The organism is uncultured Lactobacillus sp., assembly GCF_944327175.1.
GTDB lineage: Bacteria > Bacillota > Bacilli > Lactobacillales > Lactobacillaceae > Lactobacillus.
In genome coordinates, this window is sequence record NZ_CALVGT010000014.1 from 1 (window position 1) to 17,277 (window position 17,277).

Genomic DNA, 17,277 nt, shown 5'->3' on the forward strand with positions numbered 1-17,277 from the left:
ACTCAACTGAACTTAACACTCTGGATGACCCAGAATTCGTGAAGTACTACCACGCAGAAGCTCTGCACCCATTCTCATACTTTGCTGAAAAGTTTGGTTTGGAAATTGACGCGGCTTCAGGTGCATCCGGCCACTCAGAAGACAAGGCAGAAGCTTTGAACGTTCAAGCAACTTCAAGTGCTTCAGTTCCAGAAAACGCTCCTGACACTACTTCAGGTGCTTCTCACTAATTGCCGGCATAACTAGTAACATTAAAAGAAGATCTCCCTAAAAAGGAGATCTTTTTTGTATATTTAGAAAAAATTTACTTTTTCTTAGGAGCAGTTTTCTATTACTTTGCTAGACTAAAAAGGCAGTAGAAGCAAAAAAAGAGCCGACCCTTAGGTCAGCTCTTAGAACTCCCATACTGGACGTCCCAGCTATTCATTCATGCCCACTAAAGGAGTCGAACCTTCACTCTGTTGCCAGAACAGCGACCTGAACGCTGCGCGTCTGCCAATTCCGCCAAGTGGGCATCTCGTGCCTCAGCACATATTTAATAATAGCAAAAATTTGGTAAAATGGAAGTGCTAATTCAAAATTTTTCGTAATTTTTTTGAAAAGAGGAGCGATTTTGTTAAAAAAGATAAAAAAAGCGCTGCTGAGTCTGGCAGCCAGTGGACTATTACTGACCGGAATAAGTACTTGGCAGGCCGCACCGGTTGCGGCGGCAACCACCAACTACCAGCAGCAGGACCTGAACCTGGACGTCAAGGCCGCGATTGCCGTTGATGCTGACAGCGGGCAGATCCTTTATGCCAAGAATGCCACGACTCCGCGGCAGATTGCTTCCATGACCAAGCTGGTGACGGTCTACCTGACCCTGCAGGCCATTAAGCAAGGTAAGCTGTCCTGGACCAGCACGGCTAAGCCGACGGCCGCGATTGCCAAGATCAGCCAGAACACTGAGTATTCCAACGTGCCTTTAACTAGCGGCCATGCCTATACGATCAAGGAGCTCTACCGGGCTACTTTGATCGAATCCGCTAATGGGGCCGCCATGACCCTGGCCCAAGCTGTCAGCGGCGACCAGGTAACTTTTGTTAAAAAGATGCGCGAGCTTTTGACCAGCTGGGGGATTAAGGACGCCAAGATATATAACGCCTGCGGCTTGGCCAATGGCAATCTTGGCTCAGCGGCCTACCCGGGCGTGGGCAAGGACGTTGAAAACGAAATGTCCGCCACTGACATGGCCATCGTCTGCCAGAAGCTTTTAAAGGACTTCCCGGAAGTCTTGCAGACGACTTCAATTACCAGCGCTACTTTTTCATCCGGCTCAACGCAAAGCCAGATGACCAACTGGAACTGGATGCTGAAGGGGCTGAACAGCTACTACTCTGACCTGCCAGTTGACGGTTTGAAGACCGGGACGACTGACAAGGCGGGGGCCTGCTTTGCCGGGACTGTGAAGAAAAACGGCCACCGGATTATCACTGTGGTTTTGGGCGCCAAGCATGCAAACAGCCAGGACCCGTCCCGCTTCGTGCAGACGGCCAAGCTGATGCACTATGTCTACCAAAACTACAGCGCCGTTACCTTAAAGAAGGGGTCCAGCATTAGCGGGGCTAACACGGTCAAGGTGCCAGAAGGCAAGGAAACCAGCAGCAAGGTTGTTTTGGGCAAGACAGTGACCATCTGGGCCAAGCAGGGCAGCAAACTGCAGACCTCTTTGTCCAAGACTGCCGTTTCTGCACCTGTAAAGAAGGGGAGCAAGGTAGCCAGCTACAAGTTCTCAGCAACTAGCGGTAAATTGCCATCCCTTAGTGGCAAGACGGTAACCGCGCCAGCTGTGGCAACTCAGGACAACCAGGAGGCCAACTTCTTCGTCCGTTTATGGCGGAGCATTTTTGGCGGCAAGTAAGATGAAAAGTATTGATGAAGATTTAGCCCGGCAAGTGGTCCGCCCCCGGCCGGCGGAAAGCCACAAGGGCAATTACGGCCGGGTCCTGCTAATTGGCGGAAATCGCCAGTACGGTGGAGCCATTAGCATGGCCGCTGAAGCCGCGGTTTGCTCGGGAGCAGGTCTGACGACGGTAGCGACTGACCTGGTCAATTTTGCTTCCCTCCACGCCCGCCTTCCGGAAGCCGCGGTGCTTGACTATAATTCAGATCTGGCCGGGCAGATTTCCCGGTCTGACGTAATTTTGTGCGGGCCTGGCCTGGGCCTGGATGAAAAGGCCTGGGAAATATTAGCAGCGGTCTGCGAGCACGCGGGTTCTGACCAGACTATTGTTTTTGACGCCAGTGCCTTGGACTTGCTTAGCCAAAAACCTGACCTGCTGAAAAATCTCCAGGCCGGATTGGTAATTTTGACTCCCCACCAGATGGAATGGCAGAGATTGAGCGGAATCAAGATTGCTGACCAGGAAGACCAGGCTAATCAAGCGGCTCTTTCGAGTTTGTTTTCGGGCAAAATGAAAAATGTTATACTAGTCTTGAAGGCACATCGAACGCGAGTATATGGTTTTACAGGTGAAATCTACCGCAATTCAGCCGGCAACCCAGGGATGGCTACGGGCGGAATGGGCGATACTTTAGCTGGAATTATTGCCGCTTTTATTGGCCAGTTTGGCCCGCAGCTGACCAGCGTTTTAGCAGCAGTTTACTGCCACTCAAGGGCAGGAGACGACCTTTACCAGTCCTCCTACCTGGTGCGGCCAACGCGAATTTCTGCTTATATGCCGCGCTTGATGAAACGCCTGAGCACCTGTTAGATATCGGAGGGAATTATGAAGAAGTCAAAGTATATAACCCTGCTTTCAGTAGCCGCTTTGACCCTGCTGACCAGCGGCCTGGGCAGCCAAGCAGTCTTGGCTGACACGGACACGACGACCAATACGTCAACCAACACGACAACGGATACGTCGAATGCGTCAACTGCTTTAAACCAGCAGGAAGCCAAAGGACAGAAGCTGACCACATCTGTGGGCACTCTGCCGGATGCTTCTGACGCCATCAGCAACAAGGCTGATTTAAAGAGCGTTCAGGGTTACAGCTGGAAGACCACGCCAGACGTGACAGCTGCCGGCAGCCAAAAGGCAACGGTAGTCATCACTTATACTGACGGGACGACCAGCGAAGTTGAAGTTGACCTGAAAGTAACCAGTTATGCCAGCCAGAACAGACCTGTAGCTAAGACCGGCTTGACGGTCAAGGTGGGCAAGAGACTGACGGCCAGCTCAGCCGTCAGCAACCTTTCCAATCTGAAGAACGTGGCCAGCGTGACCTGGAAACAGGCACCAAGCACGGCCAAGGCCGGCACGGTCAAGGGGACTGTTTTAGTAACCTACACTGATAAGTCGACCGACACGGTAGATGTCATGGTTAAAGTGTCTTCAGTCGTGACGACCAAGAAGTCGGTCAAGAAGAGCAAGAAGAAGCAGTACACTACCAAGACCCGGAAGATCATCTTGGACCGGCCGGGCAAGAACAAGACCATCACCCAGAAGGTTAAGCTGTCCAGAACGGTAACGACCACCACCACGACAACTAAAACCTATACTGATGGCAAATTGACCAAGACTTCCAAGAGCTCAAAGAAGAGCTACGGCAAGTGGTCAAAAGGGACCTGGAAGAGTTATAAGGTTCCTGCTATAAGCGGCTACAAGCGCAGCACGACTAAGGTTAAGGCTAAGAAAGTGACCAGCAAGACCAAGAATGTTACGGTCAAGGTCCGCTACAAGCGGGTCCTCCACAAGCCGGCCAACGCCCCTTACTATGACCCGGCTGACATGCGGGCCAAGACCGGGGACTACTACTTCAAGTCAAGCGAGAAGCGGGCTTACCCGAACCTGGCCAAGTACAAGAATGTCTGGATCCGGGTTTCAATCCTGGGTAACCGGGTTTACATCATGAGCGGCAAGAAGGTTGTCTACACTATGTACTCTTCAGCCGGCCGTTTTGAAATGACTAACGGCAAGTACCAAAGCGACACGCCGCGTGGCACCTTCTCTATCAAGGCCGCCTATGGCCCGTCCTTTGTCTCCTCAGACGGCGTAGGGGCCCGCTATTACATAACCTACTACGGCAGCGACTACTTGTTCCACAGCGTGCCGATCAATAACTACGGCTCTGGCGTCTACTACAAGGGCTACCACTATGGATACGGTGGTGTCGGCAGCAATGCCCACTTGACTGTGCAAGGGACCAAGCCTGACTCTCACGGCTGCATCCGGCTGACCTTGAGCGATGCCCGCTGGCTGTACGGTCAACGAACTTCAGGCAAGCTGAAAGTTGGCACGAAAGTCGTTATCAAGTATAAGTAGTTCCTAAACTTTAGTGATAAATAATTAAGAGTTGTTGATAAGAAATATCTAAGAAAGACTTTCTCTGTTTTCAGAGAAAGCCTTTTTTATTACCTAATATTGCCTATGATCATTGACTTTAATCGCCAAAATAATTAAAAAGTAATCATTTTATTAATCATATGCTTGTTTTTACCTGTTTCTCAAAAAGCAGACGGGGTTGACGCGGCCGATGCTAGCAACATCACCATTCAGATGCACGACCTGCAGACCGGCGTTGCAATTAAGAGCGGCAGCCTGGTGGTTTACCAAGTCGCTAAGAAAGACAGTGCCGGCAAGTTCCAATATACCAGCCAGTTCAGCTCCGTGACTAACTCCATCTCCTCTTTGAGTCAGGACCAAATCATGACCGCCGACTTTGCCAATACTTTGTCTTCGTACGTGACAGCCAACCAGGGCAAGCTGTCTGGGGTCAGCGCGCAAATCTCTGATTCTGGTGAAGCCAGCGCCAATGTGGAAGGGGATGCCGTTTACCAGGTCACCCAGGACACGGCAGCCTCTGGCTATGAGAAGATGAATCCCTTCTGCGTCGTTTTACCGTACACCGTTGATGGCAAATCCATGAGCAACATCATTGCTCAGCCCAAGATGCGGAAGAAGATCACTTCCTTGCCAAAGCACCCGACGACGCCGACAACTCCAGGCAGCAACAAGACGCCGTCGACGCCAAGCACCAGTAAAAAAAGTGAAGTCCAATCCCCGACTCCCTTCTGTTCCAACTATTAAGGAAAACAAGAAGACACCATCTGCCACTAACCGCGTAGTCAAGAGCCTGCCGCAAAGTCCGCGCCTGCCGCAGACGGGGCAGCTCAACTGGCCAATCCCGCTATTGGCACTGCTTGGCTTAACCTTCTTTACTTGGGGCTGGGCTGCCCAGGAGAGCAGCGAGAGATGAGGAAAAAAGGCAGAATCAGGATGCTGCTGGGGGTCATTTTGATCGTGATGGCTGGACTGTTACTCGGCCACAACCTGATTGAAGACCACCTAGCAGGCTCATCTGCCAAAAAGGTCGTCACTTCCTTGAAAGCGTCGACCGGGACCAAGGTTGCCAAGCCTAGCTTAAAGAAAACGGCCAAGGTAAATGGAACCGCCTATAGCGGCTACCTGTCTTTTCCAAGCCTCGGCTTGTCTTTGCCGGTAGCCAGCAAGTGGCGCTTCAGCCAGCTGGAAGTATCGCCGGCGAGTTATACAGGGACGGCAAAGGACCGGAACTGGACTGTGGCCGGGCACAATTTCGTGAACCATTTCGGCCGCTTGAACCAGCTGAAAGTCGGCGACAAGATTTACTTTGAAGCCGCAACCGGTCAGCGCTATGTCTACTAGGTCCAGAAGATGGAAGTCCTGCAGCCGACAGCCATCAGCAAGATGGTCCGCAGTAAGTACGATCTCAGCCTGTTTACTTGTACTTATGACGGCACGACCCGTTTTACAGTCAGATGTCATTTATTACAAATCAAATAAGATTTTCAAGAGCAATCCTTTTTGGATTGCTTTTTCTTTAAAATTCGGGCAAACTGAAGTGGTTTGACTAGGTTTTTCATGCGATTTGTAAGATAATAAGCTTAGCTCTTTGTGAAACCGCTTTGCTGGCGGTTGCAGAGTTATAAAGAAGATTAGGAAAAGAGTGTAATTGATGAACAAGGCCCATAAACGTATCGGAATGCTGCTGATTGCCATAATCGCGTGCTTGATGATCATTCCAGTCTTTGAGCCCCTGCCGGAAGTCGGCGGCAAAAGCAAGGTCCAGGAGCATCCTCCTAAGAAGGAGCGGGTCGCCAAGAAAGAAAAAGTCAGACCCTATGCCGATCCTAAAGACATGCGTCCGATGACTGATCGCTATTACCTGTACTCCAGCGAAACCAAGCGCAAGTACCCAGACCTGCGTAAGTACAAGAATGTCTGGATCCGGGTGTCAATCCTCGGAGCCCGGGCCTATGTTATGTCCGACAAGAAAGTCATCTATACCATGTATGCTTCCCCGGGCGCGATCAAGAAGAACGGCGAAAGCCGGACCCCGGTCGGCAACTACCGGATCCAGGAAGAAGCTGGTGAGGTCTTCTACAATAATGATGGGGTAGGGGCCCGCTACTATGTTTCTTACCACCAGCATGGGGTCTACCTTTTTCACTCAGTCCCGATCAACAACTTCAATTCCGGGGTCAAGGCCGGCAACTACCACTACGGCTACAAGGGCGGAGCCCACCTGACCACCCTGGGCAAGAAGCCGGACAGCCATGGCTGCGTGCGTCTATCAGTCAGCGATGCCAAGTGGATCTATGAGCAAAGATTGAACGGGGGCCTGCCAGTTGGCAGCAAGGTTGTCCTCAAAATGCGTTAGGAAATCCGCATAGAGAAAGCGAACATAAATATTTTTGGTATAAAGCGCTTACAAGAGAGAATTTGTTTGCTCAAATATTCATTATTGGGTACAATAGAGTCGTAAGAAGCTTAGGAGGTATTTTTATGGCTTATTTCGTTAACGGTAATGACATTTTTAAGAAGGCTCGTAAGGAACACTACGCTGTTGGTGCCTACAACACTAACAACTTGGAATGGACCCGCGCTCTTCTTCGTGGTGCTGAAGAAACCAGAACTCCATTGTTGATTCAAGTTTCAACTGGTGCTGCTAAGTACATGGGTGGCTACAAGCTCGTTAAGGACTTGGTAGAAGACTCAATGGACTCAATGAACATCTCAGTTCCAGTTATCTTGAACTTGGACCACGGTGACTACGACTCAGCTGTTGAATGTATCAAGCTTGGCTACTCAAGCGTTATGTTCGACGGCCACGCATTGCCAACTGAAGAAAACTTGGCCAAGACCAAGGAAATCATCAAGCTGGCTCATGAACGCGGCATTTCTGTTGAAGCTGAAATCGGCAGAATCGGTGAAAACCAAGGTGCCGGCGAACTTGCTTCAGTAGAAGACGCTAAGGCCTTCGTAGCTGCTGGCGTTGACAAGCTTGCCTGCGGTATCGGTAACATCCACGGTGTTTACCCAGAAGGCTGGAGCGGCTTGAACTTCGACCGTCTTAAGGAAATCGCTGAAGCTGTTCCTGAAACTCCACTTGTATTGCACGGTGGTTCAGGTATTCCTCAAGACCAAATCGAAAAGGCAATTTCTTTGGGTATCTCAAAGATCAACATCAACACTGAATTCCAACTTGCATTCCAAGAAGCTACTCGCAAGTACATCGAAGAAGGCAAGGACCAAGACAAGAGCAAGAAGGGTTACGACCCACGTAAGCTGCTCTTGCCAGGTACTGAAGCTATCACTGACTCAATGAAGGAAATGATCAGCTGGATGGGTACTCCATCAATCGACGACAAGGAAGCTGACGCTTCATTCGACAGAAGCTCACTTAACGAAGAATAATCTGAATCTTCAGAATTTTCTTCATGAGAAAAGGCCCTGTAACAGCATTTGCTGCTACAGGGCCTTTTTCTTTTGCTCTTATTCAATTTTATTCTTATTTTTTGTCCAACCTAACCGTAACCTGATCAAAGCTGTAGGGTTTGACAAAGGTCAACTGCCAGCCGGTTAAAGCTAAGTCTTCGCCGGCAAAATTAGGGTTGTAGAGGGGATCGCCTACGATCGGCCAGCCTAAGGCCGACAAGTGGACCCGGATCTGGTGGGTCCGGCCAGTTTCCAAAGTTACCAATAATTTGGCTCTTTTTTTGCCTTCATTTTTTTCCAAAACTTGAAAGTGGCTGACCGCTCTTAAGCCGTCAGCTCTGACCTGCCTCTTTCTTTGGTCTTCCGGATCCTGCCCAATTGGCAGATCAATCGTGCCTTGATCAGGTATTGCCTTGTTTAAATCAACCGTGGCCAGGTAGTCTCTTTTCAAAGTCTTGCTGGTCAGTTGCCGGTTCAAAATGGGGACGACAGCTGGATTTTTGGCCACCAGCAAGAGCCCGCCCGTCAGCATGTCCAGGCGGTGGACGATGTAGGGGCTGTAGCCTAAGTAGCTGGCGCAGTCGTTAAGGGCTGTTCCGTTTTCTCCTTGGTTGGGGTGGGTCTTTTGTCCCTTGGGCTTGTCGATTACTAAAACATTTTCGTCTTCGTAGACAATTTTTGGCATTTTACCGCTGGCCGGGTAGTCTCCTTGCAGGGATTCGACCTGGTCTAAGTAGAGGTCGATTTTTTCATTGCCCTTGACCAGTTGGTTGAAGCTGCAGTATTGACCGTTGATTAAAACCTGCTGCTCAATACGAAGATAGTGCCGCCATTTACGGGGGATCAAGAGTTGCTTGAGCAGATCGCTGACGGAAACTGGGGGACGGTCTGCGGGATAGATTAAGCTGAAATGATAGATCATGGCTGGATTTATTTTCTTTCTAAAAACCTTGTTAGCGCGATTAAGAAATGAATAACTTGCTCCTTGGAAGATAGCTGCGGCCAGCTTTTATGTTAAAATCAAACTGTTTAGACTATGTTCTAACGAAGGAGCAGATATTAATGGAAAACAGGCGCAAAGCGCGTAAACAAATGAACAACTCCCAGCCGAAAAAGGGCTTGTGGGGCTGGCTGAAAAGGATCAACTACCGCTTCCAACTGCTAAGATGGCTGATTTTGATCGTTTTGAGCCTTTTTTTAGCTGTATCTTCTTATTATACCTTTAAAGTCAAAACAGCCAACCTGTCCAACCTAGAAGCTTCCCTGGCCAAGACCACGGTCATCTATGACCAAAATGGCAAAAAGGCCGGGTCCGTGTCTTCCGGCAAGGGGACCTATGTCAGCTTGAGCAAGATTTCCCCCAATGTCCAAAAAGCTGTAGTTGCGACCGAAGACCGGACCTTCTGGACCAACATGGGGGTCAGCCCTAAAGGCATCCTCCGGGCGGCAGTCAGCTATGTCATCCACGGCGGCAATATCGCCGGGGGCGGGTCGACCATCACCCAGCAGCTGGTTAAGAACTCCATTTTGACCCAGCAGCAGACCCTGTCGCGGAAGGTGGAGGAAATGTTCTATGCCATCCAGGTAACCAAGGTTTATTCTAAAAAGCAGATCATGGCCATGTACCTCAACAATTCCTACTTTGGCAACGGGGTCTACGGGGTCCAGGACGCCAGCCGCAAGTACTTCGGCAAGGACGCCAGCCAATTGACAGTGGCTGAAGGGGCAACCTTGGCCGGCATTTTGCGGAACCCTTCCTACTACAACCCGATCGATTCCCTCTCGCACTCGGTTTCCAGAAGAAACTTGATTCTGCAACTGATGGTTGACACTAAGTCGATCAGCCAAAAGACGGCTGACGCGGCCAAAAAAGAGGGGATGAACCTGGTAGATAGCTACAAGGCGACCAGCGGCTACAAGTACCCATACTACTTTGACGCCGTCATCTCTGAAGCCATCAGCAAGTACGGCCTCAGTGAAAATGAGATCATGAGCAAGGGGCTGAAGATCTACACGACCCTGGACCAGAACTACCAGCAGTCCATGCAGGACAGCTTCAAGAACAAGTACAACTTCCCGGTCAACCCGGCGGGCACTTCCCGGGCCCAAGGGGCCAGCGTGGCCATGGATCCTAAGACCGGGGCAGTCAAGGCCCTGGTCGGAGGACACGGCAAGCACGTCTTCAGAGGATATAATCGGGCCACGCAAATGCAGCGCCAGCCCGGCAGTGCTATCAAGCCCCTGGCTGTCTACGCGCCAGCTCTGGAGAACGGCTACCACTATGACTCTGACCTCTCCAACAAGCGGCAGAAGTTTGGCAAGAACGGCTATGAGCCGGTCAACGTCGACAACCAGTACTCGACCACGATCCCGATGTACCAGGCCCTGGCCCAGTCCAAAAACGTCCCGGCCGTCTGGCTTCTAAACAAGATCGGGGTTTCTACCGGGGTCAGCTACCTGAAGAAGTTCGGCATTACTGTCTCAAAAAGCGACCAGAACCTGGCCCTGGCCCTGGGCGGGGTTTCTACCGGGGTCAGTCCTTTGCAGATGGCCCGGGCCTACTCGGCTTTTGCTAACAGCGGCAAGCTGCCGGACGGCTCATACTTGATCACCAAGATTACTGACGCCAGCGGCAATGTGATCGCGGAAAACAACAATACCGGGACCAATCAGATTATTTCTGCTGACACGGCCAAGGAAATGACCCAGATGCTGCTCAGCGTCTTCACTTCCGGGACAGCCGTTAACGCTAAGCCATCTGGCTACTCAGTAGCCGGCAAGACCGGGTCAACTGAAGTATCTTTTGCTTACGGGACCAAGGACCAGTGGATCGTCGGCTACACCCCGGACGTGGTCGTGGCCACCTGGGTCGGCTTTGACAAGACTGACAAGAACAACTACATGCAGGGGATTTCAGAAACCGGGATTACCACCCTGTATAAGGACGAAATGACCCGGATCCTCCCTTACAGCAAGCAGACCAGCTTTACCGTCCAATCAGCTGATTCCATGGCCCAAAGCAATGGGACAAGCAGCTCTTCTTCAAGTTCTTCAAACTGGAGCCAGAAGCTGAAAGAATCGATCAGCGATGGGGTAAAGAATGCCGAATCAACGATTAAGTCATGGTACAATAAGATTACTGGAAAGTAAGCAAACAGGATTTTTTATGGAATAAAAAAGGAGAAAAGAAAAATGGTCAACATTTACGATACTGCCAACCAATTAGCTAACGACTTGCGGGAAACCCAGCAATTTTTAGCTTTGAAGCAAGCCATGGACGCTGTTAAGGCAGATGCTGACAGCCTGGCTTTGTTCAAGGAACTGGACTCGGCCCAAATGGAAATCATGGAAGTCCAGCAAACTGGCAAGGAACTGACTGAGGAGCAGCAAGACCACTTCAAGAGCTTGAACGAACGGGTCGGCCAAAACACCACCCTGCAAAACATGCTCCTGGCAGAACAAGCAGTTTACACCCTGCTCAATGATGTACAAAAGAATATTGGCCAGCCTTTGTCTGAAGCATACGAGGATTTGAGAAAAGCCTAATCATGAAATTCATTCATTTAGCTGACGCGCACTTAGATAGCCCCTTTCGTGGACTATCTTTTTTGCCAAACAGGGAATATGCTGAAATCCGCCAGTCAGCTGCCCAGTCTTTGACTAGGATCGTGGACCTGGCCTTAAAAGAGCAGGTCGACCTGGTTTTAATCGCCGGCGATAGCTTTGACTCAAACAAGCCGTCTCCGGCCAGCCAGCTTTTTTTAGCCCGGCAGGTGAAGCGGCTGACTGACGCCCAGATCCAAGTGGTCATGATTTTCGGCAACCACGACTACATGACCCGGCAGGACTTGCTGATTGAAAACAGCCCTTACTTCTGCCTCTTGGGCGACCAGGAAAAAGTTTCCCGGGAATTTTTCAAGACCAAGACCGGCTTTACCTATAACGTGACCGGCTTTTCCTATAGCCAGAACCATATTGAAGCCGACCTCTTGGAGCAGTTCCCGGAAAAAGAGGACTATACCATCGGCTTGATGCACGCGGCCCAAAGGGCGGCCAGCGGCAATATCTATGCTCCCTTTGACTTAAGCAAGATGAAGGAGCTGGGCTATGACTACTTTGCTCTCGGCCACATCCATGCCCGGCAAATCTTGAGTGAGAAGCCGCTAATTGTTTACCCCGGCAACATCCAAGGCCGGGATGTCGGTGAACTGGGGGAGAAGGGCTGCTACCTGGCTGAAGTCGACGAGACCAGCGGGCAGACCAGCTTGACTTTTGTCCAAACGGCGCCGATTACCTGGAAACAGCTGACTTTAGAGCTGGACCAGGCAATTGATAAGAGCAGCCTGCATGCCAAAGCCCTGGAATTTTTGCAAGAAAATATCCAAGGCAAGACCTATTTCAGCTTGAAGATTTCGGGCTCAGAATACTTGACTAGCGAAGAAATAGATCTTTGGCGGGACCAGGAGGCCTGGGCCGGTCTGTCAGCAGCTTTAGCGCCATCACAATTGGTTGACGTCCGTTTATCCGTCCGGGGTCTGGTCAGCCTCAACAACAGCGACCGGGCAGCCCTGGCTGCTGCTGAAGCAGAAGTTTTGACTGACGAGAAGATCCAGCAGCTGGCCGCTTCCTGGGCCAAGAAGGACCCATATGCCCGCCGGCTTTTAGAGGACGGGGAATTCCGCGGCCAGGTCCGGGACTTGGTCGCTGTTAAGCTGGCCAGCCGCCTGCAGGCAATGACTGGGGGAGAAGAATGAAACTCAAGCAGATTCAAATCTACAATTTCGGTCAGTTCAGCCAGGAGACTTTTGACCTGCCAGAGGGCAACTTAGCCGCTTTCTTCGGGGGTAATGAGGCCGGCAAGAGCACGACCGTGGCTTTCATCAAGCAGATCCTTTTTGGCTTCAATTTAAAAAATACCAGCTCAGTCTTTTTTGAAGACTACGAACCCCTGACCAAGAGCTACCCGATGGGCGGGCAGCTGGTCTTTACTAGCGATGCAGGGGAATATGTCTTAGAGCGGACCTGGAGCAAGGGGGACAAGAGCAAGATCGGGGAAGTCAAGGTCCTCTTAAACGGCCAGGAAGTCCCGGCCAGCCTCTTTTACGAGCAGATTCAAAATATCGACGGAGGCTTTTACGCGGAAAGCTTTATCTTTAACGAAGACCTCCTCCGCCAGGTCAACTCCCTGTCTGAAGGCGAGATCCTGGAGAACATCTACTATCTGGGAGCGGCCCAGAGCAGCCAGCTTTTGGCCATCCGGGCTGACTTTGACAAGGAGGCCAAGGACCTCTTCAAGCCAAGCGGGAAGAAGGCCCCGGTCAACCAGGACTTGCTCAAATTGGCTGAGCAAAGAGACAAGGTGGCCGCTGACGGCCAGGAATTTGATGCTTACCAGCAGCTGGAAGGCCAGCGGCTGGCTGAAGAAAAAGAAGCTAAAAAGCTGGAAAAAGAAGTCGAGGAAGTAAATGGCCAGCTAAGTAAGCTGGAAAAGCAGCTGGAGCAGGTGCAGAACTACCAGACTTATCTGGACTTGAAAAAGCAGGTCAGCCCGGTAGCTTTTGACCAGGAACTCTACCAGAAGGCCCTGGACCTTAATGCTCAGATCAAGGCCCTCAAGGCCGCCATCAAGGAAGAAAAAGAGCAAATCGACTCGGCTCTTTTGGCCAAGAGAAAGGACCAGGTCCGCGCCTGGCGGCAGGAAGTAGGGCAAATCAGCCAGAGCCTGGAAATGCACAGGCAGCAGGTGGGGCAGCTGAAAGACAAGCAGGCCAGCCTCTTAGAATTGACCCCGCATTTAGACCAGGTGGCTGATCTGTCTATGGACCAGTTCCAGCAGATGCAGGCTGACTGGGAAGAAAGTCAAAAAACTGAAGAAACGCCCAAGACCCTGCCGCCTTATGTCGGCTTGATCGTAGCCGTAATTGGTCTGGCTTTGATCGGGCAAAACCGGATTTTGGCAATATTGTTAATCCTTGCTGGTGCGGCTTTAGCGGCTTATGCCTACTTCAAAAAGCCCGCTAAGGGACCGGACAAGGCTGGATTCTTTAAGGAAAAGTACGGCATTGACGCAAGCGTCAAGGTCGACTCCCTGCTTGCCCCTTACCGGGACCTGGCCATCAGCCGGCGGGACTTGGCAAATGCCCAGGCAGAACTCGCTCAGAAAGAAAAACAGGCCGCTGACCTGGCCCGGCAATTGGGTCTGGATAGCAGTGATATTGCGGCTATCAACCAGCAGCTGAGCCGCTTAGAAGAGCAGGTGGAAGCTGAGAGCGCCGCTCTTCGGGCCAGCCAGGAAGTCAAGGCGGCCAACTTGAACTACCAAAAGCAGATCAGTAATTTAACTGAGCGGCTTTTGGCCATTTACCAGACTGCCGGGGTAGAAAACCTGGCAGCCTACCAGGCATTGGCCCAAAAGCAGCAGCAACAAAAGGCCCTGGCTGCCCAGATCAACGCTTTGAAGAACAACTTGGGTGAGCAATTAGCTGCTTTTGAAGAAAATGGCTTAGATTCTGCAAAATTGCTGGGGCAAAAGCAAGAGCTGGAAAAAGAGCTGGCTGACAAGCAAAGAGCCGTCTCAGTCCGCCAGCAGGAAATAGCCAACCTTTTGGCAGAAGAAAAGCGTTACGCTTCTTCCAGCCAGGTGGCCGAAGACAAGCAGATGCTGGCCGAAATCGCCGACAGCTTCAGAAGAGACAGCCAGGACTACCTGGCCAGCCTTTTGGCCGGGGAAGTCATTGGCCGGACCCTGGATCTGGCTTCAAACGACCGCTTCCCGAAGATGCTGAAATTAGCCCAGGAATACCTGGAAATACTAACTGGCGGCCGCTACCTGGAAATCCTTTTGCCGGCCAAATTGTCCAAGAAGACCCCGCTTAAGGTGGTCAGAAAAGACAAAAAGAAGATCCCCCTGGCCTACCTGTCCCGGGGGACTCAGGAGCAACTCTATTTTGCCTTGAAACTGGCTTTTGTCATGCAGATCAAGGACAAGATCGACCTGCCGGTCTTGATCGATGATTCATTCGTCAACTTCGACGGCCCGCGGACCGGCTACATTGTGGACATGCTCAAGAAGATGAGCGAAGACAAGCAGATCCTGGTCTTTACGGCCAGAGAAGACTTGGCTGAAGCCGTCAGTGCCGCGCCAATCAGATACAGAAAGAAGGAGCAGGATGCTTAAACGTTTGCTGGATTACAATGAAGGGGAAGAATTTGACCTGGTCTTGATGGTCAAGAATTCCCAGCTGCGCCAAGATAAGAGGGGCAAGCACTACCTGCTCATGCAGCTGGCTGACTCTTCCGGCAGCATCCGGGCCAATTACTGGCAGGCCAAGGCTGAGGACGCCAGCCGCTTCAACGCCGGCACGGTGGTTGAGGCTTCGGGAATGATTGAGGACTACCACAACCATGACCAGATCAAGCTCTTCAGCATTCATCCGGTCAGCCCGGACGACCAGGTGGACTTGAGCCAATTGGTGGCCTCTGCTCCGGAAAAGCCGGCTGAAATGGAGCAGGAAATCAAGGCCTTTGTGGCCCAGATCGATAATAAGAACTGGCATGACCTGGTGGACTTCCTTTTGAAAAAGTGGTCCAGCCGCTTTTTCGCTTATCCAGCTGGCAAGTCCAACCACCATGCCTACAAAGGCGGTCTAGCCTTCCACACTTTGACCATGTTGAAAGACGCCAGGGGCTTAGCTGACAACTACCCTGCCGTCAACCGGTCACTTCTTTATGCCGGCTGCATTCTGCACGATATGGGCAAGGTGCTGGAATTGTCCGGCCCAGTCGCGACCCAGTACACGGCAGAAGGCAACTTGGTTGGTCACCTGGTTTTGATTGATGAGCAGCTGATGTTGGCCGCCCAGGAACTGAAAATCGACCTGGCCAGTGAGGACTTGCTTTTGCTGCGGCATATGGTCTTGTCCCACCATGGCCGCTATGAGTACGGGTCACCAAAACTGCCGGCTCTTTTAGAAGCAGAGCTTTTGCACCGGATCGATGACCTGGACGCGGCGGTTAACGCAATCACGACAGAACTGTCCACGACCAAGCCAGGGGAATTCACCCCGCCGCTGATGTCGCAGGACGGGCGCCGCTATTACCGGCCAAGACAGGAAAGGTAGCAAATTTTCTATTTTTCCTGTTTCTTGTTTGATTTTTTGGTTAAAAGCTTGACAGAATCAATGAGAGATGTTTCATTTTTTTAATCAAAAAATTATTTAAAAGAGAGGATCTAACAATGAACTTGCTTAAATCAAACATGACTAGTTTCTTTTATGGCTATGCTTATTTCGACTAAAGCGTCCGCGGATACGGACGCAAGACGTTCGTATCTCAGCTAGCCATGTTTGATGTGCCTGCTAGATACAAATTCAATCTAGCATGGCTGAGGGTAAGGGCCCACTCTTTATAGAAATTGCAACCATCTGGATTGGAGACGTCTTCCAAATCAGGTGGTTTTTATTTTTTAGGCTTGCCGGCAGAAGCTGGAATCAGCATCGTCAACCTGCAGATCCTGGAAATCAGAGAAGAAATCGACGGGGTCCTGCAACAAAAAAAGACGCGATTCAGTGAATCGCGTCTTTTTATCGTCTAATCGTCAGCCCGCATTAGTTTGCGCTAGATGATGATGCTGCTGATGATGATGATGAGTTCAAGTAGTTAGCCAGCAGGTTCTTGTCCTTCAGGTCCTTGTCCTTGATGTTGACGTTGGCCTTCTTCAAAACCTTGCTGATGGTCTTGGTCATAGTGTTGGAGTCAGCTGCCCACTTAGCGTAGAGCTGCTTGTCGATGAAGCTCTTGTTCTTAGTGTATGAGCCCTTTTCAGTGGTCTTCAAAACCTTGATGACTTCGTAGCCGGATGAAGTCTTAACTGGCGTGGTAGTGTATTTGCCTTCCTTAAGCTTCCAAACAGCTGACTTGAAAGTGCTGCTCAAGTTGGTGTCAGTTGAGTCGAAGGCTGCAAGCTTGCCGGCCTTCTTCTTGGTAGCAGTGTCAGTTGAGTACTTCTTAGCCAGAGTAGCAAAGCTGGTGCCGCTCTTCAGCTTCTTGATGACAGTTTCAGCAGTTGACTTCTTGGCAACTACGATGTGTTGAACAGTGGTCTTGGTGTGGTAGCTCTTCCACCAGTTCTTTTCTTGCGTGGTGGTTGGCTTCTTCAAGTCCTTCAAAGCGGCAACTGAGTACAAGTTGGTAGCCAGGTTTTGCTTGAATGACTTAGTAGTCAAACCGCTGTAGCTCAAAACAGTGCTGAAGCTTGAGCCGTATTGCTTCTTGTACTTGTTGTATTCGGCGTTGATCTTCTTTGAAGATACCTTGTCACCGTATTGGGCCTTCAGCGTGCGGTAGATGATCAGGCTGACCAAAGTTGATTGGCCGGCTGAAGTGTCCTTCATAGCTTCGTAGTATTCGTCCTGAGTGATCTTGCCACCCTTGTAGTTAACTACAGTAGCTGAGCTGCTTGAGCAAGCGGCAGTGGACAGACCGATAGCTGCGGCACCTGCCAAAACGGCGATTTTCTTCAAATGCTTTTTCATAAAAT

The 17,277-nt window shown here is 50.8% G+C and carries 16 protein-coding genes, 1 tRNA gene and 1 pseudogene; 15 read left to right on the forward strand and 3 right to left on the reverse strand.

Going from position 1 to position 17,277, the window contains the following annotated elements:
- Positions 1-230, forward strand: a pseudogene (locus Q0J41_RS01590) (pyruvate oxidase); the annotation flags it as partial.
- Positions 231-430: 200 nt separating this feature from the next.
- Here Q0J41_RS01590 and Q0J41_RS01595 read toward each other — a convergent pair.
- Positions 431-514, reverse strand: a tRNA-Leu gene (locus Q0J41_RS01595).
- A gap of 99 nt (positions 515-613) precedes the next feature.
- Between Q0J41_RS01595 and Q0J41_RS01600 the strand changes: the two genes are divergently transcribed.
- The 8 genes from Q0J41_RS01600 to Q0J41_RS01635 all read left to right on the forward strand — a co-directional run bounded on the left by Q0J41_RS01600 (position 614) and on the right by Q0J41_RS01635 (position 7,718).
- The gene (locus Q0J41_RS01600) at positions 614-1,900 is read left to right on the forward strand and encodes a serine hydrolase (protein WP_296225289.1); all 1,287 of its coding nucleotides are present in this window, start codon (positions 614-616) and stop codon (positions 1,898-1,900) included.
- Between the two features lies 1 nt (position 1,901).
- The gene (locus tag Q0J41_RS01605; protein WP_296225291.1) at positions 1,902-2,753 is read left to right on the forward strand and encodes an NAD(P)H-hydrate dehydratase; all 852 of its coding nucleotides are present in this window, start codon (positions 1,902-1,904) and stop codon (positions 2,751-2,753) included.
- A 15-nt stretch (positions 2,754-2,768) separates the two neighbouring features.
- A complete protein-coding gene (locus tag Q0J41_RS01610; protein WP_296225294.1) occupies positions 2,769-4,304 on the forward strand; it encodes a Rib/alpha-like domain-containing protein in 1,536 nt (511 codons plus the stop codon).
- Between the two features lie 165 nt (positions 4,305-4,469).
- The gene (locus tag Q0J41_RS01615; protein WP_296225296.1) at positions 4,470-5,069 is read left to right on the forward strand and encodes a hypothetical protein; all 600 of its coding nucleotides are present in this window, start codon (positions 4,470-4,472) and stop codon (positions 5,067-5,069) included.
- Positions 5,029-5,238, forward strand: coding sequence for a hypothetical protein (locus tag Q0J41_RS01620; protein WP_296225298.1), 210 nt, complete (start codon positions 5,029-5,031; stop codon positions 5,236-5,238). Before Q0J41_RS01615 ends, Q0J41_RS01620 begins: the two co-directional genes overlap by 41 nt.
- On the forward strand, positions 5,235-5,666 hold the full coding sequence (locus Q0J41_RS01625; protein WP_296225300.1) for a sortase: 432 nt from the start codon (positions 5,235-5,237) through the stop codon (positions 5,664-5,666). Before Q0J41_RS01620 ends, Q0J41_RS01625 begins: the two co-directional genes overlap by 4 nt.
- Before the next feature lie 310 nt (positions 5,667-5,976).
- Positions 5,977-6,681: a L,D-transpeptidase gene (locus Q0J41_RS01630; protein WP_296225302.1), complete on the forward strand. Its 705-nt coding sequence runs from the start codon at positions 5,977-5,979 to the stop codon at positions 6,679-6,681.
- 125 nt (positions 6,682-6,806) lie between these two features.
- Entirely contained in the window at positions 6,807-7,718 is a 912-nt protein-coding gene (locus Q0J41_RS01635) for a ketose-bisphosphate aldolase (RefSeq protein ID WP_296225304.1), read from the forward strand.
- A gap of 94 nt (positions 7,719-7,812) precedes the next feature.
- Here the strand turns inward: Q0J41_RS01635 and Q0J41_RS01640 are convergent, their stop codons facing one another.
- Positions 7,813-8,661, reverse strand: coding sequence for an RluA family pseudouridine synthase (locus Q0J41_RS01640; protein ID WP_296225306.1), 849 nt, complete (start codon positions 8,659-8,661; stop codon positions 7,813-7,815).
- A 170-nt stretch (positions 8,662-8,831) separates the two neighbouring features.
- On the opposite strand from Q0J41_RS01640, the gene Q0J41_RS01645 reads away from it, so the two are divergent.
- The 6 genes from Q0J41_RS01645 to Q0J41_RS01670 all read left to right on the forward strand — a co-directional run bounded on the left by Q0J41_RS01645 (position 8,832) and on the right by Q0J41_RS01670 (position 16,332).
- On the forward strand, positions 8,832-10,889 hold the full coding sequence (locus Q0J41_RS01645; RefSeq protein WP_296225541.1) for a transglycosylase domain-containing protein: 2,058 nt from the start codon (positions 8,832-8,834) through the stop codon (positions 10,887-10,889).
- Positions 10,890-10,931: 42 nt separating this feature from the next.
- Positions 10,932-11,285: a YlbF family regulator gene (locus tag Q0J41_RS01650; RefSeq protein WP_296225308.1), complete on the forward strand. Its 354-nt coding sequence runs from the start codon at positions 10,932-10,934 to the stop codon at positions 11,283-11,285.
- Positions 11,286-11,287: 2 nt separating this feature from the next.
- Entirely contained in the window at positions 11,288-12,493 is a 1,206-nt protein-coding gene (locus Q0J41_RS01655; protein WP_296225310.1) for a DNA repair exonuclease, read from the forward strand.
- Positions 12,490-14,916, forward strand: a complete 2,427-nt coding sequence (locus Q0J41_RS01660) for an AAA family ATPase (RefSeq protein WP_296225313.1) — start codon at positions 12,490-12,492, stop codon at positions 14,914-14,916. The genes Q0J41_RS01655 and Q0J41_RS01660 overlap by 4 nt, the downstream gene beginning before the upstream one ends.
- Positions 14,909-15,859, forward strand: a complete 951-nt coding sequence (locus Q0J41_RS01665; protein ID WP_296225315.1) for an HD domain-containing protein — start codon at positions 14,909-14,911, stop codon at positions 15,857-15,859. Before Q0J41_RS01660 ends, Q0J41_RS01665 begins: the two co-directional genes overlap by 8 nt.
- Before the next feature lie 350 nt (positions 15,860-16,209).
- Positions 16,210-16,332, forward strand: coding sequence for a hypothetical protein (locus Q0J41_RS01670; RefSeq protein WP_296225317.1), 123 nt, complete (start codon positions 16,210-16,212; stop codon positions 16,330-16,332).
- Between the two features lie 13 nt (positions 16,333-16,345).
- On the opposite strand, the gene Q0J41_RS01675 is transcribed toward Q0J41_RS01670, so the two are convergent.
- Positions 16,346-17,272 carry a peptidylprolyl isomerase PrsA gene (locus Q0J41_RS01675; RefSeq protein ID WP_296225319.1) on the reverse strand — a complete coding sequence of 309 codons (927 nt, stop codon included), beginning with the start codon at positions 17,270-17,272 and terminating at the stop codon, positions 16,346-16,348.
- Positions 17,273-17,277: the final 5 nt, after the last annotated feature.

Coding starts and splice junctions, on each gene's coding strand:
- Q0J41_RS01605 (WP_296225291.1), top strand. CDS start 1,902: ATGAAAAGTATTGATGAAGATTTAGCCCGGCAAGTGGTCCGCCCCCGG.
- Q0J41_RS01610 (WP_296225294.1), top strand. CDS start 2,769: ATGAAGAAGTCAAAGTATATAACCCTGCTTTCAGTAGCCGCTTTGACC.
- Q0J41_RS01625 (WP_296225300.1), top strand. CDS start 5,235: ATGAGGAAAAAAGGCAGAATCAGGATGCTGCTGGGGGTCATTTTGATC.
- Q0J41_RS01630 (WP_296225302.1), top strand. CDS start 5,977: ATGAACAAGGCCCATAAACGTATCGGAATGCTGCTGATTGCCATAATC.
- Q0J41_RS01635 (WP_296225304.1), top strand. CDS start 6,807: ATGGCTTATTTCGTTAACGGTAATGACATTTTTAAGAAGGCTCGTAAG.
- Q0J41_RS01640 (WP_296225306.1), bottom strand. CDS start 8,661: ATGATCTATCATTTCAGCTTAATCTATCCCGCAGACCGTCCCCCAGTT.
- Q0J41_RS01645 (WP_296225541.1), top strand. CDS start 8,832: ATGAACAACTCCCAGCCGAAAAAGGGCTTGTGGGGCTGGCTGAAAAGG.
- Q0J41_RS01650 (WP_296225308.1), top strand. CDS start 10,932: ATGGTCAACATTTACGATACTGCCAACCAATTAGCTAACGACTTGCGG.
- Q0J41_RS01655 (WP_296225310.1), top strand. CDS start 11,288: ATGAAATTCATTCATTTAGCTGACGCGCACTTAGATAGCCCCTTTCGT.
- Q0J41_RS01660 (WP_296225313.1), top strand. CDS start 12,490: ATGAAACTCAAGCAGATTCAAATCTACAATTTCGGTCAGTTCAGCCAG.
- Q0J41_RS01665 (WP_296225315.1), top strand. CDS start 14,909: ATGCTTAAACGTTTGCTGGATTACAATGAAGGGGAAGAATTTGACCTG.
- Q0J41_RS01675 (WP_296225319.1), bottom strand. CDS start 17,272: ATGAAAAAGCATTTGAAGAAAATCGCCGTTTTGGCAGGTGCCGCAGCT.